Consider the following 25,482-nt stretch of genomic DNA (forward strand, 5'->3'; position numbering starts at 1 on the left):
TCTAATCGCCTCCGTTCTCATCAAGATCTTGAACATTTACCCAATCGCCCTCAGTATAAATATACCAATTTGGCTCTAAGTTAATAACACGATCAGATTCTAGATTGTTCGTCCATGTATAGCCAATCTTGATATCACCAATTTTTTCAAGTGTATAATTTTTTTCAGCTAACTCCTTCAAAAGATCCTCGCCACTCGATAAACTTTTTTGATTTTCTTCATCAGATATCGGTGTTTGAGCGACAACCATAGGGACTTGCAACCTAGACATACCATCTTCTACTACAGTAAGGTAAGTTGCTCCATAACCTACTGGACTAAAAACAGGAAACCCTTCAATATAACGTCGGTAAGTGACTTCATTTTTTTGTTTGCTGTAATCAAAAAAATGTATTTCATCCGACCAATTTTCATAAAGCATTAAATCTTGGAATGAAAGCATTAAAGTCTTTGTCAACGGCATTGCATCTGAAGAAGAACGATTGCGATAGTAGTTTAAAATATTCGTTCCTTCATTTATTCTCATCTCGCTAATATAGTCAAGATACTGAACCGATTGCTCGCTTCGTTTTTCGCGTACTTCCGAAGTATCATCAAATAAACGTTCAATAAATAAATTATTCGGTTGCTTCTCAACCATATAGGTTAAACGAGGTAACTTTAGTTCATTAATCGGCAGATAAATATACTTATTTCCAATTTCTTTTATTTCCACAAAACGGTAAGGAGTGTCTTCTCTATGAACAATTGCCAATAATTTTTCCTGGTTTATTTCTTCTATTTTACTTGTATAGAGTAATTTTTCAGCTGTATTATAAAAAGATAGTTCACTCGGATTCGTTTCAGATAAATAGATGCGGTCAAACGTTTTTTCTTGATATTCTCCCGGCAAATTAGCAAATAAGTTACTTATTACACCAAAAGGAATACTCTTAAAATAAAGCCATTCAATTTTATCATCCGTTTGATTTAGTTCTGTCTGGTAATCCTCACTAGAAAAACGAATAGGATCTTCCAACCTATCTAATTTAACTTCACTAAACACTTTATTCGAAGAAGTTAGGACCGCTTTTTTCATTGTCATCCTAGCCTTCCCAGAATTATGCAAAACAATTTGGGAAGGTCCAAATACGCGAGAAATTTCTCGTTTTATCGTTACAGAAGATAGTTTTTTCTGTTCATTTTCAGATTGATTGTCATACTGATTCGGTCCGGTCCAAATAGCCCACATCAAAATAAGGCTGAGAAGGATTAGAACAATTAACAATGGTCGAATTAATTTAGTCCACTTCATCCCAATCATCCTCCTCATAAGGAATATAAGGCAACAAGATATAAAATGTTGTGCCTTCTCCCTCAATACTATTAACCCAAATTTTACCATTGTGTTTTTCGATTGCTTCTTTTGAGATAGCTAGTCCTAAACCAGTTCCGCCCATTGAACGTGCTCGGGCTTTATCCACCCGATAAAAACGATCAAAAATGTGTGGCAAATCTTTTTTAGGAATGCCCAGCCCTTTATCAGTAATACTAATCACTACGTTATCATGTGTTTCTTTTAAGCTACATTTAATGACGCTACCCTCAGGTGAATATTTAAGAGCATTGTTCATAACGTTATCAAAAACTTGTATCATTTTATCCGTGTCTAATTCCATCCAAATTTGACGATTTGTTATTTCTCGTTTAATCGTATATTTCTTATCAAATTGATCCCCAGTTTGAATCATCATGTCAAATCTATCTAGCACATGACTAAACAGTCGATTGATATTAACATATTCTAAATCTAATGTATTATCGCCAGCATCCATTCTAGATAAATTGAGTAAATCTGAAACCATCCGAATCATTCGATCCGTTTCTTCTTGTGTTACTTGTAAAAATTTTGGAGCAATAGCTGGGTCTTGCCATGCGCCATCAATTAAAGCTTCTAAATAGCTTCGCATACTAGTCAATGGCGTGCGTAGTTCGTGCGAAACATTCGAAACAAAATCTCTACGTTCTCGTTCAATTTTTTCTTGTTCTGTAATATCATGTAGCACACAAACGATTCCACTGATAAAACCAGTTTCTCTTTGTATTAAAGAAAACCCACCCTGTAATATCAACGGAGTATCAGGAGTTGAAAAATCAAAAGATAATTCTTGATCATTTTTCAATAGATTACGTAAAGTAAACTCATCTTCTTTTTTCAAAATCTTCAAAATAGATTGACCAACCGCTTCCTCTTGCGATGTATTTAACATCTCAAGTGCCATTTCATTGATAATAATAATTTTCCCTCTTCGGTCTGTAGCAATTACCCCATCTGTCATATGTGTCAGGACGCTATTCAACCTTCTCCGTTCAGCCTCTGTTGACTCTTGTGCATCTTCAACTTTAATAGAAAGATTATTAATTGCTGATGAGAGCTGGCCTAATTCATCTTCTCCATAAATTTTTACTTGTCCTGAATAGTTTCCACCTGTCATTTGAACAGTCTGATTGGTCATTTCGGTAATAGGTTTAGTAATCGCTCTTGAAATAAATAACGCTAAGATGACTGTTAATCCCATCGAAATTAAGGAAGCATTTAAAAAAATTAACGTAATCTCTTCAATTTGTTGATAAACACTTTCAATATTGGTTTTCAAAGAAATAACACCTAATACCTTATTTGATCCATCATTGGCAATAATTGGAGAAACCAACTTCCAGATTCGGTCGTTGGTTACTTGATCTTTATATTGGTTTGTTATTTTACTACTCAATAACAGTGCTTGATGAACATCACGATCATTAGAATTTTCACCAACAATCGATTGATTTGTACTATCACTTGTTCCTATAATATGATGTTCAGGATTAATAACTTGAGCTTCTAATACACCATTTCCAGAAAAATCTGTTAAGAGTCTACTAATTTCTTCATTCAAGTTGAGATTCCCATCATCTTTTAGAAGGGGTTGAAGAGTATTATCTAAAAACCCTACTTGGAGACGTCTCTCTTCTTGAAAATTATCAATTAACTTCGTTTCTAGTTGCCTAACAAAATAAGCACCAATTAATTCCAATGCAACCAACAATAAAACAATAAAAACAAATACAATTTTAAAGTCGATCGATTGGAAAAATCCGATTTTCTTTTTCATGAGATCCTACTCCTGTTCGGGATTTCTTAAATAATACCCAACCCCACGCCTAGTGACTAGCCAAGTTGGATGACTTGGGCTATCTTCAATTTTTTCTCTTAGTCTTCTTACCGTTACATCAACAGTCCGGACATCACCAAAATAGTCATATCCCCAAACCGTTTGTAATAAATGTTCTCTTGTCATCACCTGACCTAGGTGTTTAGCTAAATAATGCAACAATTCAAATTCTCGATGAGTTAGTTCAATTGTTTCTCCTCTTTTTGAAACAATATATGCATCTGGGTGTACTGTTAGCGCTCCGACTTCAATATCGTTTGTTTCTTCCTCTTCAACAACGACAGCTTTTGCATTACTGTGTCGTCTCAAATTTGCCTTCACACGCGCAACTAGCTCACGATTTGAAAATGGTTTCGTAACATAATCATCTGCACCCAATTCCAATCCAAGAACTTTATCAATTTCTGAGTCTTTTGCTGTTACCATAATGATAGGCATATCATGAGTTTTTCTTATTTCACGGCAAACTTCTAGACCGTCAATTTTAGGCAACATCAAATCTAAGATAATTAAGTCTGGCCCAACTTCTTTGACTTGTTCTAATGCTTCTTCACCATCATAAGCTGTAAAGACTTCATAGCCTTCTTTTTGTAAATTAAATTTTACAATATCTGAGATTGGCTTTTCATCGTCAACTACTAAAATTTTCTTCATTATAAACCCTCCTTGGAGTTTTGATCTTTCAGATAAGAGGATAAGATAAATCTACTCTGTTCTTCATTATACCTAACACGTTAGAGAAGTGCAAAACAAAGCAGTATCCGCTTTCTTTCCTAATACAAATAAAAATAGTTAATAAAAAAGACCTTCAAAATTTATCTGTCAGTTTTTTTTAAAACTGTTAACGCAATTGTTTTGCCGGCTATTGCATGTGCTTCTTGATTTAATTCATAATGATACAAGTCACTGCAGCCATTGATGATCACTACTGATATCGTCAGCTTTCTATCTTGTTCGATTAAGTAATCAAAATCTACAGTGGCTAAAGGCTCCCCACGTTTAATTAGCATACCAACTTTTAAAGAGCTTTTAAATCCTTTGGCTCCTAAGGTCACTGTATCCAAACCAATGTGAACCAATACTTCAATACCTTTATCCGTAATAATACCGTATGCGTGTAAAGCGTCTGCAACTTGAAACAATCTTCCGCTCACAGGTGCAAGTACACTATCTGATGTCGGCTCTACTGCAAAACCATCACCCATCATTTTCTCTGAGAACACCGGGTCTTTTACATCTTCAATTGAAATAATTTCACCATCTGTTACAGCGTACAATTCCATCTTTATAATCTCTTCTGCATTATTTCCTTGTTCTGATTTTTTTGATAACATACTCACTTTAATCATCCCCCAATGACTTAGCATCTTTTTATTTCAATAGATTTTTTATTTGTCATTCGTGTACCCTTTATTGTAACGGATAAAAAGCTATTTGACTATATGTTCAAATAAATCCGTTCATTTTAAACTCTGCTCTAACTCTGCTCTATTGATAAAAAAAATAGGTTAGGCTCTCGAATCCGATTACATATTATTTGGATATTCAAGTATTTAATGGTAATCTAAAGACATAAATTATCTTAAAGGATGGAAAGGAGCGCGAAAAATAGATGTCTGGTGGACTTATAGCCCTAATCATCGCTATTTTAGCTTTAATCGTCTTAATCATATTTGGCTTGATTATCTTTAAAAAAGTTTCTCATTTGATGAGAGAAATTGACAAAACAACTATTGTTGCTCAAGATAAAATAGATTTTTTTACTAAAGATACAGATGCTATTAGATCTAAAATAGATTTAATAACACAAAGAGTAAATGGAATGTCTCTAGAAATAAATGAAAAAATGAAGAAACTTGATTATTTTTCTGAGATGACAGCCGATTTTCAAAATGCTTTAGATGAATTAAAAAAATCTGGTAAAAATTTATTCTCACAGTTTTTTAGTTTTTCAGCTAAAAAATCCAATCAAAGCATACCTTCTATTACTATTTTAAAAAGAACGGCTGAAAAGGTATTAAAAAAACAAAAGATGGCTTAATTCTATTTTTTATTCCAATCTATTTTAATTAAAGGAGATTATAACTATGTCAAAAAATAATTTTATGGGTACCTTATTTGTCGGAGCAGCAGCAGCTTTTACAGCTTTACTATTTGCTCCAAAATCTGGTCGAGAATTACGTAGTGATTTAAAAGAAGAAGCACTATCTATGAAGAAACAAGCAATGGAAAAAGTAAATGAGCTAGCCGATGAAGTAAAAGTAGCTTACCAAGAGGTTGAAGAAGAAATTAATTACGATAACCAAGACTTAGCTGAAACCATTGAAAGTATTGAAGACGATTTGAATGCAAAGGCTACTTTTTCAGATGACTCGAATATTAAACTAGACCCAATGAATATTCCAAATGAAACGGATCATATGAATCCAGAGTATCCACCATTGGAAGATTTAGATTCTCAAAATGATTTGGAAATCAATGATCGTCGTGAAAAAATTTAATCGTTATTATTTAAAAAGGTCTTCTGCAATTTTAGCAGAAGGCCTTTTCTATTTTCTTTATTTTTTTATATTAAACGCCTTGCTTTATCCATACAGATATTGAACCAGCTTTAACTAAAAAGCGTCCCCACCCATTCTCATCAATCGTCACTAATTCTTGACTATTTTTCAGATAATCCGTAAATTGCTCTCCAGATTGCTCCTTACCCATATACATATCTTTATACCCTTTTTCTGCATTAGACAGTACAACTGCACATCCATCTGGGTAATCTTCATTACCGAATCGAGTCCAACCAATACAATTAGAATGGTCCAGATAATCGACTTGCTCTCCATAGGCATAGTTAGATCGAATATGAAGGAGCAAATCAATTATCTCTCTTTGGGGTTCTATTGGGTTGTCTCCTTGAATACCATAATAGTCACCATAGAAGAGGCAAGGATAACCTTTTTCTCGTAATAAAATTGAGCCATAAGCCATCGGTTTAAACCAAGGTTCAACAAATGATTCTAATGATTGACCGGGTTGGGAATCATGATTATCAACGAACGTAACCGAATGAGAATCATTTTTTTGCATTAGCGTTTCATCAAATAGTTGGCGTAAATCATACTTGTCTCCTGTTTTTGATGCTTGTTCAAAATTTGTATGCAAACTTACATCAACTAAATCGAACTCAAATTCTCCTTCTTTTAAATATTCTTCCATCTCGCCGTAAGTATTCCCCCAATATTCCCCAACTATGAAAAATTGTTTCCCGAATTTATCACGCATTTTTTTGATTAAGTCAAATATAAAATCTTCATTGATGTGTTTAATTGCATCTAATCTAAAACCATCGACTCCAGTCTCTTTAATAAACCATTCTGCCCAATTTTTTGTTTCTTCAATTACATCTGGATGATTATAATCGATATCCGCATACATCAAATAATCGTAGTTTCCATTTTCATCATTTACCTTATCATCATCTGCCCATCCCTTATCTTTTCCTTCAATACGATAGATAGCTTTCTTACCATTAGCTTGGTTGAAATCAATTCCTGTAAAGTGTTCCCATGACCATTTAAATTCTGAGTAGTTGTTTTGTCTGCCAGGATAGGTAAATTTAGTCCACCCTTCAATTTCATAAGCCTCACTAACTGGTTTATTGCGATCATCAGGATCTACTTCAATAGCCAAAAATTTTTCTGTTTCATCTGCTCCAGCTTTATGATTCAATACAATATCTGCATAAACTTGAATATTGTATTTGTGCAACTCATCTATAGCTAACTGTAATTCTTCTTTTGTTCCATATTTAGTTCGAATAACACCTTTTTGTTTAAATTCTCCGAGGTCATACAGATCATAAATACCATAGCCAACATCTGTTGTACCTGTAGCTTTAAAACAAGGTGGAATCCAGACACTTGTTACTCCGATTTCACTCAAATGCTTTGCATCTTCTTTCAAAAGTTGCCAATGTTTGCCATCATCGGCTATAAACCATTCAAAGTATTGCATCATAACACCATTTTTCATTGTTTTTATCTCCTTACTTTTTTCTTTTTCCTTATGCTAAATAATAAAGCTTAAAGAGAATTTTGGCAATTTTAAGCCGCATTAGACGATTTAAAAAAAGTGATTTACAGTAATAAAATAAAAAGGAAGGGGGATGGGGAAATGAAAATATTAGATAGCGTTGCCTCAGCTCCCTTAATCATTGGTGGTTTAAATTGGTTATTTAGTTAATCTTTTTGAATTCGATCTTGTAGCAACTATTCTTGATGGAGAAACAGCTCTTCTTTCTAAAATAGTTTACGTTCTCGTCGGACTTTGTGCTCTTTATTCTTTGAAATGCTTCCCATTCATCTCACACTCTGGACGAAGAGAAAGATAAAATAGTTTAGTGTGCTATTAATTTAATTAGAGATAACCAAGCATTATTTGTAAAGTAGTTATCGGATTTTATTTTTGTATCACATTCTGGAAAAACATGCAGATAGGTAAGAAAAGGCTAGGACATACATATGTCCTAGCCTTTTCTTACTATCCGTTAAAGCAATGAATCGTTTGTTGTTGAATCATTGTGCAGTTCTTTTTTATCATCTATAATAATTAAAATTTTTCCATCTTCTAGCTCTTTTTTATAGTTTAAATCGTTAGCAACACCATCTGGTACGCCGTATTCTGCCAAAGGATTATCGGCAGGATGACCTTTTTTATAGTGATCAACAGTGAACATATCTTTGATTTTCTCCCAAATTGATTCACTATCCTGATTTTCTTTAGTCACATCTGCTGTCGAGATGTTGGCGGACTCTAAATCTTTTAGCTCTGTGTTTTTACCTTGAGCAGTTACAACAGTAATTTCATTTGCCATATATCCTTCTGCTTTAAGTTTATTGATTTCGTCGAGTGTTTCCTGCGCGTTAGTATAGACACCTTTTACCATCTTACTCACTATCACCACTCCTATTTCTATTCGTTTTTTCTCTACAACACATTAATGGTATCTCTTTTATAACAAGAACTCAATTAATATGCTTTTTAGTTTATTTTCTAATAGATTGGATGATTTACAAAAATTGTAACTCATCTAAAATAATATATTTAAAAAAATTTATTTATTGCCAAAAAAAATGCACTACACAAAGATTGCACTACACAAAGATTCTAGAATCTTTGTGTAGTGCATTTTTTATCATTCAATAGTGGGCTGTGGGGGGATTGAACCCTCGACCCGCTGATTAAGAGTCAGCTGCTCTACCAACTGAGCTAACAACCCTAGTGTCAAATTATTTTAAAATACAACAGTAGTTTAACATAAAAAACACTTTTTTTACAATAAATAATGAATCTCTTTCTATTAATTAGGAGTCTAAACTTTCTTTTTCTTAAAGTATTTTTGGTTTACTTACATTATTTAAGAAAACCCATTAGCCTGTGTTAAGAGCTAATGAGTTCTATAATTATGCTCTATAGGAAACTTTAGAGTTGTGACCAAATATCTTCTAAAACATTAGTTTGATCCCGATCTGGACCTACTGAAAAAGTTAAGATGGATACTCCAACTAATTCAGAGACACGTTGAATATAATTCTGTGCATGAACAGGCAATTCTTCTAATGTTTTACAATTAGTAATATCTTCACTCCAGCCTGGTAGTTCTTCATAAATTGGTTTACATTCTGCTAATTCTTTCAAACTTGCTGGATAATGCAGAATATGCTCCCCATTTCGTTCATAAGCCGTACATATTTTGATTGTCTCTAATCCGCTCAAAACATCAATTGAATTTAGTGAAAGATTAGTAATTCCTGAAACTCGTTTAGAATGGCGCATAACTACTATATCAAGCCATCCAATCCGACGTGGACGTCCTGTTGTCGTTCCATACTCTTTTCCAATATCGCGAATACGTTCACCTATTTCATCATGTAATTCAGTTGGAAAAGGGCCATCTCCAACACGAGAAGTATAAGCTTTACATACTCCTACCACTTTATCTATCTTAGAGGGACCCACACCGCTTCCTATGGTTACCCCCCCTGCAACAGGATTAGAAGATGTTACAAACGGATACGTTCCTTGATCGATATCCAGCATAACTCCTTGAGCACCTTCAAATAACACCCGTTTATTAGCATCCAATGCTTCATTTAAAATAACTGAAGTATCACATATATATTTTTTTATTTCTTGACCATATTGATAATATTCTTCAAAAATATCTGAAAATTCAATTGGTTTTGAATCGAATATTTTTGTAAATAATTGATTTTTTTCTTCTAAATTACTGCGCAAGCGTTCTTCAAAAATTTCTTTATCTAGTAAATCCGCAATTCTTATCCCCACCCTGGCAGCTTTATCCATATAAGCAGGTCCAATTCCTTTAATCGTCGTTCCAATTTTCTGCTCGCCTTTTGAATCTTCTTGTAATTGATCTAGTTGAATATGATAAGGTAATATAACATGTGCTCGGTCAGAAATACGTAGATTTTCTGTGCTTATACCGTTCTCATGTAAATAAGCGAGTTCTGTAATAAGAGCTTTAGGATTGATTACTACACCATTTCCAATGACACTTATTTTTTTAGAAGCAAATATACCGGATGGAATTAAATGTAGTTTGTATGTTTTTTCATTAAATTTAATTGTATGTCCCGCATTATCGCCTCCTTGATACCGTGCAATAATTTCTGCATTTTCACTCAAAAAATCTGTAATTTTACCTTTTCCTTCGTCGCCCCATTGCGTGCCAACTACTACTACTGAAGACATTAAAACACCTCACCGATTATTATTTTCTGAAATACTCAATCAGTTTATCAGTATTTTTTAAAAATTTCAATAAAAATACGAATAATCATTAAAAAAAGTATATGTATTACGCAAATATACGAATAATCATTTTTTTTATCAAAAAAAATAAAGTTAAAAACGAACAATGTCGTTTCTAACTTTTTTCTTATCTTTGAGGTATATCTTCTGGGAAATAGGATAATGATGAAAATTTATTGTATTCCTTAATAAACAAGAGCTTAACTGTGCCACGTGCACCACTTCTATTTTTCTCAATAATGACTTCTATGATGTTTTCTTGCCCAGCCATATCTTTTTCTTCGTCTTCATCGCCTTCTTCACGATCATAATAATCATCTCGATAAAGAAAAGCAACAATGTCAGCATCTTGCTCGATAGAACCCGACTCACGGATATCACTTAATACTGGACGTTTATCTTGTCGTTGTTCTACGCCACGTGATAACTGAGATAAGGCCATCACAGGTACGTCCAATTCTTTAGCTAATTTTTTTAATTGTCGCGAAATTTCAGAAACTTCTTGTTGGCGACTCTCTCTTCCAGTTCCTTCTATCAACTGTAAATAGTCAATTAATATTAGACCTAATTCGCCTTTTTCTTGTTTCAAACGGCGACATTTGGCTCTAATTTCAGCAACTCTAATTCCAGGTGTATCATCTATATAAATACTCGCTTTAGATAAACTACCCATAGCAACGATTAAATTTTGCCATTCTTCCTCAGAGAGATTCCCTGTACGCAAATTACTAGCATCAATACTACCTTCAGCACAAAGCATTCGATTTACTAGTGATTCTGCTCCCATTTCTAAACTAAATATAGCTACTGTTTTATCTGTCTTTGTTCCAATATTTTGAGCAATATTTAAAGCAAAGGCTGTTTTACCAACTGCAGGTCTAGCAGCTAAGATAATAAGCTCTTCTTTTTGAAGACCCGCTGTCATCTTATCCAAAGCTTTATATCCCGTCGGCAACCCTGTAATTTCTTCATCATTTTGATACAATTCATCAATTCGTGCAATCGAGGTGTTCAACACTTCTGAGATAGACAAAAAACCACTTCTACTACGTTTTTCAGAAACTTCTAGTATACTGCGCTCTGCTTCATCTAAAATTGATGCAAGCTCGTCTCCTTCGTCATATCCCTTTGTAACAATTCCTGTAGCCGTTCGAATCAAATTTCTTAAAATAGATTTCTGCTCAACAATCTTAGCATAGTGTTCCATATTAGCAGCAGTCGGAACAATCATCGCTAGTTCAGCTAGATAAGACATCCCACCAACATCTTCCAATTGATTTTTGGATTCCAACGCATTCGTTATGGTCACAATATCAATAGCTTCATTATTATTATTTAGATCCAACATTGTTTGAAAAATAAGTTGGTGTCCACGTCGGTAGAAATCTTTTGCTTCAATAAATTCTAATGCCCCTACAACCGTATCAGGGTCTAAGAAAACAGAGCCTAATACAGCTTGTTCAGCTTCGATACTCTGAGGTGGTAAGCGATCCTGAAAAGTTTCATTTGCCAATTTTTCTCTTCCTTTCAACAACACTACTTCATTTCAAATTTTTTTAATAGATTATTGTTCTCATTTTACCTTAGTATTAAAATAAATACAATCACAAAGTACGAACATTCGTTCTTTTTCGATTGCTACGTTAAAAAAATGTTTAATCAGAGAAATACCTGATTAAACATTTTTAGTATGATTTTTATTCAGCCAAAATATTTACTGTCATTGTAGCAATTACTTCAGGATGAACTTTGACATCTAGTTTCATTGAAGTAACGGTACGAATTGGTACGTTTAATTCAATTTTACGTTTATCTAATTTTATACCTAATTGTTTCTGAGTCGCTGCCGAAATTTGTTTGGTCGTGATTGAACCAAATAACCGACCATCTTCAGCTGCTTTGGATTTAATAACTATCGCATTTGATTCTTTTTCTAACAATTCTTTTATCTCTTGTGCTTCTTGTTTAATTTCTGCTTGTTGTTTTTCTTCAGCATGTATTTTACCTTTTAGTTCACTCAAACTACCTGTGGTTGCTTCTTTAGCTAAACCATTTTTGATTAAGAAGTTATGTGCATATCCATCAGCTACATTTTTAACTTCCCCTTTTTTTCCTTTACCTTTTACATCTTTTAATAAAATAACTTTCATTTTTATTCCTCCTCTTCTTGGTTGGCTACTACCATACCTAATTTTTCTTTTGCTTCTGTAACAGTACAATTTTCTATCTGGGTAGCTGCATTTGACAAGTGACCACCACCGCCCAGTTTTTCCATAATGATTTGAACATTGATTTCGCCTAAACTACGTGCGCTAATTCCTACTTTTCCATCCATTCGCTTTGTGATAACGAAAGCTGCATCAACATCTGTCATGCCCAACATGGTATCTGCTGTCTGTGCTGCTACTACTGTATCATAAATCTTATCCTCTTCGCCAACAGCGACAGCCATTTTTTCACTGATAAATTCGATTGTTTTAATCAACTGACTACGAAGTAAATAGGTATCTTTATCTTCTTTTAAGAAACGTTGGATTAACACAGCATCTGCTCCACAAGACCTGAGATAACTAGCTGCATCAAACGTACGTGAACCCGTTCGTAAAGAAAAACTTTTAGTGTCTACTATAATACCACCTAGCATAGCTGTTGCTTCAATCTTATTGATTGATTCTGCTTCACTTGGCTGATATTCAAATAATTCTGTTACCAATTCAGCAGTTGAAGAAGCATACGGCTCAATGTAAACTAAGACCGGTTTTTCTGGGAATTCTTCACTTCTTCGGTGATGATCGATGACCACAATATTATTAATTTGATTGACTAATTTAGGTTCTATCGACAATGATGGTCTATGATGATCTACCATAACAAGTAATGTATTCGAAGTGATCATTTCCTCTGCTGTTTCAGGCGTGATGATATATCGACTAATCGAGTTATCTTTTTCTACTTCCTCAACCAATTGATTGATATCTTTGCTAAGATTATTGGGATCTATAATAATCCATGCTTCTTTATTGTTCATTTCAGCAATTCTTCGAACACCTAGTGCTGATCCTATAGCATCCATATCAGGGTAACTATGCCCCATAATAAAAATCTGATCAGCTTGTTTCATTAATTCTTGCAATGCTTGACTGATTATCCTGGAACGAACGCGCGTTCTCTTTTCCATAGGGTTAGTTTTACCACCATAATAGCGAGGCTCACCACTCGATGATTTTACAACAACTTGATCTCCCCCTCTACCTAATGCTAAATCAAGATTAATCTGAGCTTGCTTAGCTAGTAGGCTTAAATCATCATTATCGTAAGCTAATCCAATACTAAGTGTCAATGGGAAATTTTGCTTAGACGTTCTTTCTCGAATACGATCAATAATAGCAAATTTATCCTCTTCTATTTTCTCTAAGGACAATTGATGCATCATGACAATAAAGCGATCTTCTGATACTCTTTTCAAATAAATATGATGTTCTTTAGCCCAGTTAGATAATTCTGTAGTAATAAAATTATTTAAATTAGAAATACTTCGATCGTTCATTCCTTGAACAATTTCATCATGATTATCTACAAAAATATTTCCAATTACTATTTTTTCATTTTCATATTTAACTTTAATTTGTGCATACTCTGTAATATCCATTAAATAAACTACGCGGATATCTTCCTGAACAATAATTTGATAAACATTATCTCCCCAATGAACTGTTTTTAAACCTGAGGATTGACTACTTTGAATCACATCTGCTAATTCTTTATCAATTTCATTAATTTTTTACCTAAAACTTCTTGATACCCAAAATAATTTTGAAGATAAGGATTTGTCCATTGTACTTCATACTCTTCATTAAACAGTAAAATACCAATTGGCATTTTGATAAGCGCTTCTTGTTCTCCTCTTTTAATCCGGTATGATAAATCAGTAATATATTTATGCGTCTCTGTACTGATTTTTTTAGCCAAGTAATATAATGAGAGAACCGTAATGATAAAAGTAACTAACAAGACTATTCCAACCATAAAATGCACAATAAAACCTAATATGATTGTAACTAATTGTAATAAACCAATAACAACAGCAAACCATTTAAATTTTTCATCATTCAAAAAATTCGGGAGTTTTTCTGTAGACAACTTTTTCATAATTAACTCCTTTTTAATCTGTTCCTTTTTTAAGCAACAACTTCTATTTTAACATGTTTTCTATTTAGATACTAGACACTAGATTTCCCTAGAATTGTTTCATGTGAAACAATTCTAGGGAAATCTAGTGTCCAAATAGAAATCTTTTGAAATAAAAAAAGAACCATGATAAACTATCACGATTCTTTTTAACTATATTTTATTCAGCTGTGACGAATGGTAATAATCCCATAATACGTGCACGTTTGATTGCGACCGTTATTTTACGTTGGTTTTTTGCTGATGTGCCACTAACACGACGAGGTAAAATTTTACCTCTTTCAGAGATAAATCGTTTTAACAAATCTAAATCTTTAAAATCGATATGTTCAATGTGGTTAGCTGCAATATAATCAACTTTACGGCGCTTGCGTCCGCCTCTACGTTGGATAGCCATTTTTCTATTCCTCCTTTATGTTTCTAATTTAAATTAGAACGGTAAATCATCATCTGAAATATCAATCGGTTGGCTACTCTTCTCAAATGGATCAGAGTTTCCAAAATCAGGATATTGTGATTTTTGATTTTGAGGAGCTGCTTTTTGCGAATAATTATTTTGTGTTTGATTAGTTGAACTTTGCTGATGTGTTTTCGATGTGCTACCTGTATCATCTGAACCTCGACGTTGGTCGTTAGCAGATTTAGATTCCAACATTGAAAAATTATCAACTACTACTTCAGTAACGTAAACACGCTGTCCTTGTTGGTTATCATAAGAACGTGTTTGAATACGTCCCTCCACACCAATCAATGATCCCTTACGAGTAAAGTTAGCCAATGTTTCAGCCGTCTTTCTCCAAGCTACACAGTTAATGAAATCTGCTTCTCTTTCACCTTTTTGGTTTGTAAACTGTCTGTTTACCGCTACAGTAAACGATGCAACAGCTGCACCATTTGAAGTGTATCTCAAATCCGCATCTTTAGTTAATCTTCCAACTAAAACAACATTATTAATCACAATAATAGCTCCTTTCAAAAATTGTTTCACATGAAACAACCATAAATTTAAGCTTCTACTTTAGTAATCATATGACGTAAAATACCATCATTGATTTTAGCTAGACGATCGAATTCATTGATTGCTGCTGCATCTGTTGCTGATAGTTTTACGATATGGTAAATTCCTTCGTGGAATTTTTTAATTTCGTAAGCTAAACGGCGTTTAGACCAGTCTTTAGATTCAGTGATTTCAGCACCATTATCTTTTAAAATAGTATCGAAACGTTCGATTAAAGTTGCTTTTTCAGCTTCTTCAATGTTTGGACGAATAATGTATAAAATTTCGTATTTTGTTGTTTGGCTCATCTTGACTGTCACCTCCTTATGGACTTTGGCTCATTCTTTTGAAAGAGCAAGGAGAGCATCTATTTATAGATTACTCACGTTTGTTAAATATATCATATATTTAATTAAACATCAATACTTTTATAATGGAAGTTACTATTTAACTCTAACGGCACTAGTCAATAGCTACAAAGTATGTGATACGTCCATTCTTGACGATTTCGTCTTACTAAGATTCTCTTATATTTTTCCAAAAAAATAGTATCTTAGTTAGTTAATTTTTTCATCTTATTTTATTACTGCTCATTTGATGTGCTTAATAAATTTAAACTCCGTGTTTTTAGAACCTATTCTCACTCTTTAACTAATCAAAAACTAAAAAATAGATTTCAAACGAGAGTTAATCTGCTCACTTGAAATCTATTTTAATATTAATTAGTCTTCACGGTTATTGTCTTTATCTAGTAATGGTTGTTCTACAATAGAAGTTGATTCTGTATTCGATGATTGCTCAACATCAGTTTTTGCACTCTCTAAATCAGTTGTTTCCTCTTCAACATCTACTTCTTCTGCTTCTACTTTTGCCATAGTTGAGACCGTACCTTTATCTCCTACACGTATCAAGCGAACGCCTAAAGTTACACGACCTGTTTGTGAGATACTAGATGCACTAAAACGAATAATGACACCTGCGTTAGTGATTAACATGATATCCTCTTCACCTTTTACAGTTGTTAAACCAGCTAAGTTTCCGTTCTTTTCAGTGATATTAGCAGTTTTAACGCCTTTACCTCCGCGACCTTTAATAGCATACTCACTTGCACTTGTTCGTTTTCCATAACCTTTTTCAGTAATAATTAACACTTCAGAATCTGGTGTTAATAAATCCATACCAACAACATAATCATCTTCACGTAAACGAATACCGCGAACACCGCTAGCACTTCTTCCCATATTACGTACAACGGTCTCTTTAAAACTTACTGTATAACCTAAATGAGTTCCAATAATGATGTTTTGTTTTCCATCAGTAACAGAAACTTTCATTAGCTCATCATCTTCACGTAACACAATCGCTCTGATTCCATTACTTCGGATATTTGAAAAAGCAGAAATACTTGTTCGTTTAACGGTTCCTCGACGCGTTGTAAAAAAGAGGTAATGATCATCATCTGTTTTACCTTTTACGTTGATAACCGTTTGAATTTTTTCGTCAGAATCAATTCCTAACAAATTAATGACCGGGATTCCTTTAGCCGTCCGCCCATATTCTGGAATTTCATACCCTTTAGAACGATAAACTTTTCCACTGTTCGTAAAGAACAATAACGTATCATGAGTTGAACATGAAATTAACGTTTCAATAAAATCATCATCATGAACGCCCATGCCTTGAACACCGCGTCCGCCGCGTCTTTGGGTTTTAAACTCTGAGCTTGCAATACGCTTAACGTATCCATTATGAGTCAACGTTACTACAACTTCTTCTTCTTCAATCAAATCTTCATCTTCAAGACTTAGTACTTCTCCGACTAACAATTCTGTTCGACGAGCATCTCCAAAGCGGTCTTGCAAGTCCAATAACTCTGTTTCAATAATGGTGTGAACTCGCTCTGAATTGCTTAGAATATCTGTTAAATCAGTAATCAATGCAATCAAATCGTTGTATTCAGATTCTATTTTATCGCGTTCTAAACCTGTTAAACGAACCATCCGCATATCTAATATAGCTTGAGCTTGTTTATCTGATAAACCGTATGTCTCAATCAACGTATTTTTAGCAATTTCACCTGTTTTAGATCCACGGACGATACGGATAATTTCATCTATATGATCTAATGCAATACGCAAACCTTCAAGAATATGCGCACGTGCTTCTGCTTTTCGTTTATCGTATGCTGTTCTTCTACGAATAATATTTTCTTGGTGTTTCAAATACTCTTCTAAAATTTCTTTCAAACTCAATACTTTTGGAATGCCATTGACAATAGCCAACATATTAAATCCAAATGAAGTTTGTAAAGAAGATAATTTATATAAATTATTCAATACAACACTAGCACTCATATCACGACGGACATCAATAACAACACGCATGCCATCACGGTCTGATTCATCCGCTAAGTCGGTTATTCCTTCAATTCGCTTATCTCTGGCCAAATCAGCAATACGTTCAACTAAACGGGCTTTATTAACCATATAAGGCAACTCATGTACAATGATTCTTTCTCTGCCCGTTTTTGTAATTTCAATTTCTACTTTTGCACGAATCGTAATTGAGCCACGACCTGTTTCATATGCTCTTCTGATACCTGATTTCCCCATAACAAGACCACCGGTTGGAAAATCTGGACCGGGTAAAGCTTCCATCAAATCAGCTGTTGTCGCTTCTGGGTCTTTCATCAAAATATGAAGTGCAGAAATAACTTCAGTTAGATTATGTGGTGGAATATTTGTGGCCATTCCAACTGCGATTCCTGTCCCTCCATTAACTAAAAGGTTTGGAAAACGAGCTGGCAACACCTCTGGTTCTCGCTCTGATCCATCATAGTTATCACGATAATCTACTGTGTCTTTGTTTAAGTCACGCAACATTTCTAAAGCCATTCGAGTCATACGAGCTTCGGTATAACGCATCGCTGCAGCGCCATCTCCATCAACTGACCCAAAGTTTCCATGTCCGTCTACTAGCGGATAACGGTAACTAAAATCTTGCGCCATACGTACCATTGATTCATAAATCGCACTGTCACCATGAGGATGGTACTTACCCATAACATCTCCAACAATACGTGCTGATTTTTTATGTGCTTTATCAGGCGTTACGCCCAATTCACTCATTCCGTATAGTATTCTACGGTGAACTGGCTTTAAACCATCACGTACATCAGGCAATGCACGTGCTACGATAACACTCATTGCATAATCAAGGAATGAGGTACGCATTTCCTGGCTTAAATTTTTGTGTTCAATGTTTTCTTCAAATTCTTCGGCCATTCTTCATTATCCTCTCTTGATTAAATATCTAAGTTTTGAACATAGCGAGCATTGTCTTCAATAAATTTACGACGCGGTTCTACTCGGTCACCCATAAGCATATCCATTACCTGATCAGCTTCGATTGCATCTTCGACCGTTATTTGGAGTAGACGTCTATTTTCTGGGTTCATTGTTGTATCCCATAATTGTTCAGCATCCATTTCTCCCAGTCCTTTATAACGTTGAATGATAGGTTTTGGAGCAAGAGGCCATTCTTTTAATAAGTCATCCAATTCTTCTTCAGAATCAAGGTAAACCATTTTCTTACCTTGTTTTACTTGGTACAAAGGAGGCTGCGCAATATAAACAAATCCTGCCTCAACAACTGGACGCATGTATCGGTAAAAGAGCGTTAATAATAGTGTCCGAATATGTGCACCATCGACATCAGCATCTGTCATAATAACCAATTTATGGTATCGAGCTTTGGATAGATCAAAATCTCCACCAAATCCTGTTCCCATAGCTGTAAAGAGTGCTCGTATTTCCTCGTTTCCTAAAATTCGATCCAACGTAGCTTTCTCAACGTTTAGAATTTTACCACGGATAGGTAGAATCGCTTGAAATAAACGCGACCGTCCTTGTTTGGCTGAACCTCCAGCAGAATCTCCCTCAACAATAAATATTTCACTAATTTCTGGGTTTTTACTAGAGCAGTCTGCTAATTTACCTGGTAAATTACTAATTTCTAGACCGCTTTTTTTACGAGTAACTTCACGAGCACGTTTTGCTGCTAGACGAGCTCTAGATGCTAATAGACCTTTTTCAATAATTTTTCGTGCTGTTTGAGGATTTTCCATCAAAAATTTATCGAAATGCGCAGAAAAAAGACGATCGGTAATCGTTCTTGCTTCAGAATTACCTAGTTTTGTTTTTGTTTGTCCTTCAAATTGTGGATCTGGATGCTTAATAGAAACTACAGCCGTTAATCCCTCACGAACATCTTCACCGGTTAAATTATCTTCGTTTTCTTTTATTAATTTATTGCGTTTTGCATAGTCATTGATGACACGTGTCAAAGCTGTCTTAAAACCTGACTCATGTGTTCCACCTTCATAAGTGTGAATGTTATTAGCAAAAGTTAATAAATTAGAGTGGTATCCATCTGTATACTGCATCGCTACTTCAACTGAAATACCCTGTTGTTCGCCTTCTAAAAATATTGGATCTTCAAATAAAACATTTTTATTTTTATTTAAAAACCCAACGTAACTCTTAATTCCACCTTGGTAGTGATACTCTTGAAATTGAGGTTTTTCTGCTCTTTTATCCTCAATCGTTATTTTTAAACCACGATTTAAGAACGCTAATTCACGAACACGAACGGATAATCTTTCGTAATCAAAGACAATTGTTTCTTTAAAAATTTCAGTGTCGGGTAAGAAATGTACTGTTGTACCGTGGTGTTCTGTATCACCAATAATTTCAACATCGTTTAAAACGGCTCCTCTAGAGTAACCTTGGAAATAAATTTTCCCGTTTTTGTGTACCCGAACTTCTAGACTTGATGATAGCGCATTAACAACGGATCCACCTACACCATGTAACCCACCAGAAACTTTATATCCTCCGCCACCAAATTTTCCTCCAGCATGAAGGATGGTAAACACTGTTTCAAGAGCAGGACGACCGGTTTTCTTCTGAATATCGACTGGAATACCACGACCGTTATCGATTACACTGATACTGTTATCTGCTTCAACAACAACATTAATTTCATCCGCAAAGCCAGCTAAAGCTTCATCAATTGAGTTATCTACAATTTCCCATACCAAATGATGTAGGCCTTCTCCACTAGTTGATCCGATATACATACCAGGTCGTTTACGGACTGCTTCTAAACCTTCTAATACTTGGATTTGACTTGCATCATAATCTTGAGCAAGATCATTTTTACTTCTAATTTCTTCAGACAAACTCATTCACTCTCCATTTCTACATGACCATTCTCAATACGGAAGACTTTGGGTGCTTCCAACATTTCTTTTTTAACTCCATCTAAACTAGTGGTTGTTAAAAAAGTTTGAACTTTATTTTGAATCGCCTTTAACAAATGTGTTTGACGTTCATCATCTAGTTCAGACAGGACATCGTCCAGTAATAAAAGTGGGTATTCACCTGTCATTTCTTTCATTAAATCGATTTCTGCTAATTTCACACTTAGAGCAGTTGTTCTTTGTTGACCTTGTGAACCATAGGTCTGCACGTGTCGTCCATTAACTTTAAATTTTAAATCATCTCTATGAGGTCCGAAAAGTGTTATCCCTTGATCTAATTCACGTTTTTGTCCTTCTTTATAGGTTTGAAGCAAGTCTAAGTAAATTTGTTTTTTATCTCGTGTATTGGATAAAGCAAAACCGCAATGATAATCAATTTCTAATCGTTCTTTCTGTTTAGAAATTTCATAATGAATAGGCTCCGCCCAATTACCTAACTTTTTTATAAATAAAAATCGTTCCGCTAAGATAGCTGCTCCATGTTCTGCTAATTGCTCAGTTAAGACATCTAAAAAAGTAAGATCTTGTTTTTTTTGAAAAGCTAATTGTTTTAAATATTGGTTCCGTTGTTTTAATATCCGCTGATATTGGACTAAATGGTGTAAATAAATAGGGCTCATTTGCCCCATTTCCATATCTATGAATTTTCTTCGGACTGAAGGAGACCCCTTAACTAAAGACAAATCCTCGGGAGCAAAAAGAATAACATTTAAATTACCAATATAGGCACTTAACTTTTTTTGCTCCAAATGATTAAATTTAGCCTTTTTTCCCTTAGTAGAAATTGAAATTTCTAGTGGAAAATTAGAGTTTTTTTTCTGAATTCTGCCGCTCACGCGTGCGTTATCTTGCTCCCAGCGAATTAATTCTTTATCGTTTACCGTTCGATGACTTCTTGCCATAGCTAATACATAGATAGCTTCCATTAAACTCGTTTTCCCCTGTGCATTCTCTCCTAAAAAAACATTAATTCCCTGAGAAAAAGTTACTTTTGCACTTTCATAATTACGATAATTTAACAGTTGAATATCTTTCAAAAACATTAGAGTTCATCCTTAGTCGCTTGTTTAGCTGAATTAACAGATTGAATGAAGAATGTCCCTTCACCAGGAATTTCTATAACTGCACCTGGGTAAAGCTTTTTACCTCTTCGGTTTTCTAGTTCTTTATCCACTAAAATAGTGTGTTCAGCTAAGTATCCCTTTGCCATTCCACCGCTACTGATAATATTAGCATGTTTTAAAAACTGACCTAAAGTAATGAATTCACTACTAATTAAAATGTTCTTTTTCATTAAATCACCTGCTTTCATTGAAATAAGCGCGGAGTATAAAAACCACGCAAGACGCACTTACTTATTAGTATCATTATACTTCTTTTTCACAAAGAATACAATCTCTACTAGAATTTAGATATGGTTCTTTACATTTTAATAGATAAATACGAAAAGACCTTAAAAATTCGAAAGTTGCTTAAAAGTGAAAATAAACCTGTTTTTGAACAGTTCAATAAAAAACTACTCCTCTGATGATTCAGAAAAGTAGTTTTTTTACTAGTCATTAAAATGTACGGACAGGCGTAATCAGTTGAATAAATGTTTGATCATTTTCACTCGGCACTAAAATGAATGGTCTAACCGGAGAAGTAAACTTAATTTTAATTGTTGTTTGACCAAATGTTCTTAATGCATCTTTCATATAATCTGGATTAAATGAAAGTTCAATTGGATCCCCGTTGACAGAAATATAATCTAATTCTTCTTGAACATTACCTATATCTGGTGAATTTCCTGAAATTTCAACTATATCTGGGTTAATGGTAATTTTAACAACGTTATTTTTTCCTTCATGAGATAACAAAGATGCTCGTTCAATAGCACCTAACAAAATATTCGCATTGAACTCGATTTCTGTTGCTGATGTTTCAGGAATTAATCGTTTAGTATCTGGATAGTACCCTTCAAGTAAACGAGAATAGAAAAACATATTTTCTGTTTTAAATAAAACTTGGTTTTCAGTAATCATCAATTCAATTGTTTCAGAATTATCATCTAACGTTCGAGATAACTCTACTAAACTTTTACCTGGAATAATGACATTATATTTTTTCCCTGCTTGTTCTTCAGTCATTTCCAATGGAATAATGCGTTGGCTTAAACGATGACTATCTGTAGCAACAGCAAGAAGTTGGTTGTTTTCTATAACCATGTTAACTCCAGTTAATATTGGTCGGCTTTCATGAGTGGAAATAGCAATAACTGTTTGACTAATAACTTGTTTAAATAAGCCGACTGGCAAAGTAAACGATTCATTTGTATCGATAACGGGTAAATGAGGATAGTTGTTAGCATCTAAACCATTAATGGTAAAAGAAGCTGTAGCTGAAGTAATCAAGGTTTGGAAATGATCAAGAACTTCAATTTCCATTGTTTCTTCAGGTAATTTTTTTACAATTTCGCTAAAAAAGCGAGCTTGTAATACGATACTGCCTGTTTTTTCGATAATTAAAGTGTTAGATTCTTCTGCTACTGGAATAAATGTTTCTATAGAAATGTCTGAATCACTACCCGTTAAGGTAATTCCCTCTTCATTCGCCACAATTTTTATCCCTGTCAAAATAGGGATGGTTGTTCTTGAAGAAATAGCACGCTGAACATCAGCCATACTTTTCAAAAAAGCACTTCTTTTAATTGTAAATTTCATTAAGTAAACCTCCAAAATTATAGTTAATTAATTTAATAAGATCTTTAGTAATAGTAGTAGGGCTTGTGGATACTGTTGGTAAGTAAGTTGAGCTCATTTACTCCAAGGTTTTCCACATGTGGATAAGCTGTGGAAAAAACAAGGATAACTTTCATAGTTATCCACATGTGAGTAAATTGACTTTAGCGAATAAGGAAGAAAAATTAGCTAGAAATAAAATTTTAAACTCATTTAACGAGAATAATAAAATGATAGCTGTTTTTAAAATAACATTTAGTTTAGTTTATTTTTTATCTCTTCTATATCTTGTTTCAGTTGGTGATCCTTTTTAATAGCCTGATTAATTTTTTCGTAGGCATGAATAACAGTAGTATGATCTTTTCCACCAAATTCAGCACCAATTTTTGGTAAAGAATTAGCTGTCAGTTCACGTGAAAGGAACATCGCAATTTGTCTTGGTAAAACGATAGCTTTAACACGTTTTTTACCTTTTAAATCGGTTAAAGAAATCTGATAATACTTAGAAACAACATTTTGAATATCTAAAATAGATAAAATGCTTGGTTTATTGGAAGGAAGCATACTTTTTAAAGCATCAGCTGCTAGACTGGTAGTAATATCACGACTTTCAATCGCTGCAAATGCTTGAACTCGAACTAATGCTCCTTCTAATTCACGAATATTAGAATCAATTTGCCCTGCAATATAGCTCAAAGTATCATCAGGAATTTCTAATCTTTCCGCATTAGCTTTTTTTCGTAAAATAGCAATACGTGTTTCAAGATCAGGCGGAGTAATATCAACAGATAAGCCCCAAGCAAATCGCGAAATAAGGCGTTCTTGTAATTTCGGAATTTCATTAGGCAGTCGATCACTAGTTAAGACAATTTGTTTACGATCATCATATAAAGCATTAAATGTATGGAAGAATTCTTCTTGTGTTCCTTCTTTGTCTGCAAAAAATTGAATATCATCAACCAATAATAAGTCAACACTGCGGTATTCATTTCTGAATTTTTCTTGTGTTTTATTTTGGATAGAATTAATAAAATCATTTGCAAAAGTTTCGCTACTTACATACTTTACTTTTGCATCCGGATTAAGTAATAACATTTGGCGGCCAATGGCATGCATTAAATGCGTCTTGCCTAATCCAACTCCACCATAAAAAAACAAGGGATTATAGATAGTTCCTGGTTCTTCGGCAACGACTAATGCAGCAGCATGGGCCATTTGGTTGCCTTTACCAATAACGAAAGTATCAAAGGTATATTTATCGTTTAATTGTATATCTTTTTTAAAAGAATTTTTTTGCATTAAAGATTGGCTTTTTTGTTTTCCATTGTGATTAGAATTTTCTTGTTCATTTTTAATAACAAATAATGGAGATATTTCGCGACTGGAGTATTCATAAATATTTTCAACAATACGAGTGGCTAAATTATTTTCCCAATATTCTTTATGCAAAGAGGATGGAACTTCAATAATAATATTGTGTTCAGTTATACGAATTGGGTTAGCACTTTCAATCCAAGTATCGTAACTGACCTTTGAAAGTGACTCTTTAAACTTTTCCTTTAAAAAATTCCACAAAGATTGTAAATCATCCAAACAGAGAACCTCCTTTATAAATAGGTCTGTTTCATTTTAGCACGTTAATAAAAAGTTTTCCACAAGTAGTTTAAACCTGTTAAAAACTCATCCCGAGGCTGTAGATAGAGTTATGCACAGGGCGTTAATAACTGTGAACAACTATTTCTTTTACACAGCTTTTAAATTTTAAAGTGGATAAAAACAGATTCAAAACACTTTAAGTAAAGCTTTAATAGCAGTTATCCACAAGGCGTTATAATTCGAGTTGTGGAGATGTACACATGGTGTTGATTTGTGGATAACAGTATTGTAACTCAAATCTAATAAAAGCACAAAAAAAAGTTATACTTGAGCATGTGGATAATAAACAGCAGCTGTGGATATCTTTTTATAGGATTAGGACATTGGAAAACGAACTATAACGAAAACCTTATAGTCACTTTTTTTGAAGATACTTTCTGATAACAAAATGGAGATTCGATAACAAATAAGTTACTTATAAATAGTAGAAAATAAAGTATTCTAGGTTAAATGAGCTAAATGTAAGATTTTAAAAAATAAATTCATTAAAAATATGAAAAGAAGGTTTCATATTTTTTTTATTTATGCTATCATGTTGAAGTGAATGATTGAAAATATGTTGTTCTTAATTTA

The 25,482-nt window shown here is 33.8% G+C and carries 20 protein-coding genes, 1 tRNA gene and 2 pseudogenes; 3 read left to right on the forward strand and 20 right to left on the reverse strand.

Going from position 1 to position 25,482, the window contains the following annotated elements:
- Position 1: 1 nt before the first annotated feature.
- The 4 genes from BR44_RS07210 to BR44_RS07225 all read right to left on the reverse strand — a co-directional run bounded on the left by BR44_RS07210 (position 2) and on the right by BR44_RS07225 (position 4,528).
- On the reverse strand, positions 2–1,294 hold the full coding sequence (locus tag BR44_RS07210; RefSeq protein ID WP_034551568.1) for a YycH family regulatory protein: 1,293 nt from the start codon (positions 1,292–1,294) through the stop codon (positions 2–4).
- Positions 1,281–3,134 (reverse strand): cell wall metabolism sensor histidine kinase WalK, encoded by a 1,854-nt coding sequence (walK, locus tag BR44_RS07215; RefSeq protein WP_034551570.1) that lies wholly within the window; start codon positions 3,132–3,134, stop codon positions 1,281–1,283. The genes BR44_RS07210 and walK overlap by 14 nt, the downstream gene beginning before the upstream one ends.
- Positions 3,135–3,140: 6 nt before the next feature.
- Positions 3,141–3,848, reverse strand: a complete 708-nt coding sequence (yycF, locus tag BR44_RS07220; protein ID WP_034551571.1) for a response regulator YycF — start codon at positions 3,846–3,848, stop codon at positions 3,141–3,143.
- A 161-nt stretch (positions 3,849–4,009) separates the two neighbouring features.
- A complete protein-coding gene (locus BR44_RS07225) occupies positions 4,010–4,528 on the reverse strand; it encodes a PTS sugar transporter subunit IIA (RefSeq protein WP_034553097.1) in 519 nt (172 codons plus the stop codon).
- 278 nt (positions 4,529–4,806) lie between these two features.
- Here BR44_RS07225 and BR44_RS07230 point away from each other — a divergent pair, with 278 nt between their 5' ends.
- Positions 4,807–5,235: a DUF948 domain-containing protein gene (locus BR44_RS07230; RefSeq protein ID WP_034551572.1), complete on the forward strand. Its 429-nt coding sequence runs from the start codon at positions 4,807–4,809 to the stop codon at positions 5,233–5,235.
- A 46-nt stretch (positions 5,236–5,281) separates the two neighbouring features.
- Complete coding sequence (locus BR44_RS07235; RefSeq protein ID WP_034551573.1) at positions 5,282–5,695, forward strand: YtxH domain-containing protein; 414 nt, start codon at positions 5,282–5,284, stop codon at positions 5,693–5,695.
- A 70-nt stretch (positions 5,696–5,765) separates the two neighbouring features.
- Here the strand turns inward: BR44_RS07235 and BR44_RS07240 are convergent, their stop codons facing one another.
- Complete coding sequence (locus tag BR44_RS07240; protein ID WP_034551575.1) at positions 5,766–7,223, reverse strand: alpha-amylase; 1,458 nt, start codon at positions 7,221–7,223, stop codon at positions 5,766–5,768.
- A 141-nt stretch (positions 7,224–7,364) separates the two neighbouring features.
- Between BR44_RS07240 and BR44_RS11315 the strand changes: the two are divergent.
- Positions 7,365–7,581, forward strand: a pseudogene (locus BR44_RS11315) (DUF378 domain-containing protein).
- Between the two features lie 156 nt (positions 7,582–7,737).
- Here BR44_RS11315 and BR44_RS07245 read toward each other — a convergent pair.
- The 15 genes and pseudogenes from BR44_RS07245 to dnaA all read right to left on the reverse strand — a co-directional run bounded on the left by BR44_RS07245 (position 7,738) and on the right by dnaA (position 24,846).
- The gene (locus BR44_RS07245; protein ID WP_245592998.1) at positions 7,738–8,136 is read right to left on the reverse strand and encodes a general stress protein; all 399 of its coding nucleotides are present in this window, start codon (positions 8,134–8,136) and stop codon (positions 7,738–7,740) included.
- A 260-nt stretch (positions 8,137–8,396) separates the two neighbouring features.
- Positions 8,397–8,469 (reverse strand) — tRNA-Lys (locus BR44_RS07250).
- Between the two features lie 203 nt (positions 8,470–8,672).
- The gene (locus BR44_RS07255) at positions 8,673–9,965 is read right to left on the reverse strand and encodes an adenylosuccinate synthase (protein WP_034551577.1); all 1,293 of its coding nucleotides are present in this window, start codon (positions 9,963–9,965) and stop codon (positions 8,673–8,675) included.
- Positions 9,966–10,152: 187 nt separating this feature from the next.
- Positions 10,153–11,538, reverse strand: a complete 1,386-nt coding sequence (gene dnaB, locus BR44_RS07260; protein ID WP_034551579.1) for a replicative DNA helicase — start codon at positions 11,536–11,538, stop codon at positions 10,153–10,155.
- A 184-nt stretch (positions 11,539–11,722) separates the two neighbouring features.
- A complete protein-coding gene (gene rplI, locus BR44_RS07265; RefSeq protein WP_034551581.1) occupies positions 11,723–12,175 on the reverse strand; it encodes a 50S ribosomal protein L9 in 453 nt (150 codons plus the stop codon).
- A 2-nt stretch (positions 12,176–12,177) separates the two neighbouring features.
- Positions 12,178–14,174, reverse strand: a pseudogene (locus tag BR44_RS07270) (DHH family phosphoesterase).
- A 199-nt stretch (positions 14,175–14,373) separates the two neighbouring features.
- The gene (gene rpsR, locus BR44_RS07275; RefSeq protein WP_034551584.1) at positions 14,374–14,610 is read right to left on the reverse strand and encodes a 30S ribosomal protein S18; all 237 of its coding nucleotides are present in this window, start codon (positions 14,608–14,610) and stop codon (positions 14,374–14,376) included.
- A gap of 33 nt (positions 14,611–14,643) precedes the next feature.
- Entirely contained in the window at positions 14,644–15,171 is a 528-nt protein-coding gene (gene ssb / locus BR44_RS07280; protein WP_034551586.1) for a single-stranded DNA-binding protein, read from the reverse strand.
- Positions 15,172–15,218: 47 nt separating this feature from the next.
- Positions 15,219–15,518 (reverse strand): 30S ribosomal protein S6, encoded by a 300-nt coding sequence (gene rpsF, locus BR44_RS07285; RefSeq protein WP_034551587.1) that lies wholly within the window; start codon positions 15,516–15,518, stop codon positions 15,219–15,221.
- Positions 15,519–15,932: 414 nt separating this feature from the next.
- Positions 15,933–18,494 carry a DNA gyrase subunit A gene (gyrA, locus tag BR44_RS07290; protein ID WP_034551588.1) on the reverse strand — a complete coding sequence of 854 codons (2,562 nt, stop codon included), beginning with the start codon at positions 18,492–18,494 and terminating at the stop codon, positions 15,933–15,935.
- 20 nt (positions 18,495–18,514) lie between these two features.
- Positions 18,515–20,458, reverse strand: a complete 1,944-nt coding sequence (gene gyrB, locus BR44_RS07295) for a DNA topoisomerase (ATP-hydrolyzing) subunit B (RefSeq protein WP_425393558.1) — start codon at positions 20,456–20,458, stop codon at positions 18,515–18,517.
- Complete coding sequence (recF, locus tag BR44_RS07300) at positions 20,455–21,576, reverse strand: DNA replication/repair protein RecF (RefSeq protein ID WP_034551590.1); 1,122 nt, start codon at positions 21,574–21,576, stop codon at positions 20,455–20,457. The genes gyrB and recF overlap by 4 nt, the downstream gene beginning before the upstream one ends.
- Positions 21,576–21,827 carry a S4 domain-containing protein YaaA gene (gene yaaA, locus BR44_RS07305; protein ID WP_034551591.1) on the reverse strand — a complete coding sequence of 84 codons (252 nt, stop codon included), beginning with the start codon at positions 21,825–21,827 and terminating at the stop codon, positions 21,576–21,578. The genes recF and yaaA overlap by 1 nt, the downstream gene beginning before the upstream one ends.
- 265 nt (positions 21,828–22,092) lie before the next feature.
- Positions 22,093–23,235, reverse strand: coding sequence for a DNA polymerase III subunit beta (dnaN, locus tag BR44_RS07310; protein ID WP_034551593.1), 1,143 nt, complete (start codon positions 23,233–23,235; stop codon positions 22,093–22,095).
- Between the two features lie 273 nt (positions 23,236–23,508).
- Positions 23,509–24,846, reverse strand: coding sequence for a chromosomal replication initiator protein DnaA (gene dnaA / locus BR44_RS07315; protein ID WP_034551594.1), 1,338 nt, complete (start codon positions 24,844–24,846; stop codon positions 23,509–23,511).
- Positions 24,847–25,482: the final 636 nt, after the last annotated feature.

Source organism: Carnobacterium funditum DSM 5970, assembly GCF_000744185.1.
Taxonomy (GTDB): Bacteria; Bacillota; Bacilli; order Lactobacillales; family Carnobacteriaceae; genus Carnobacterium_A; species Carnobacterium_A funditum.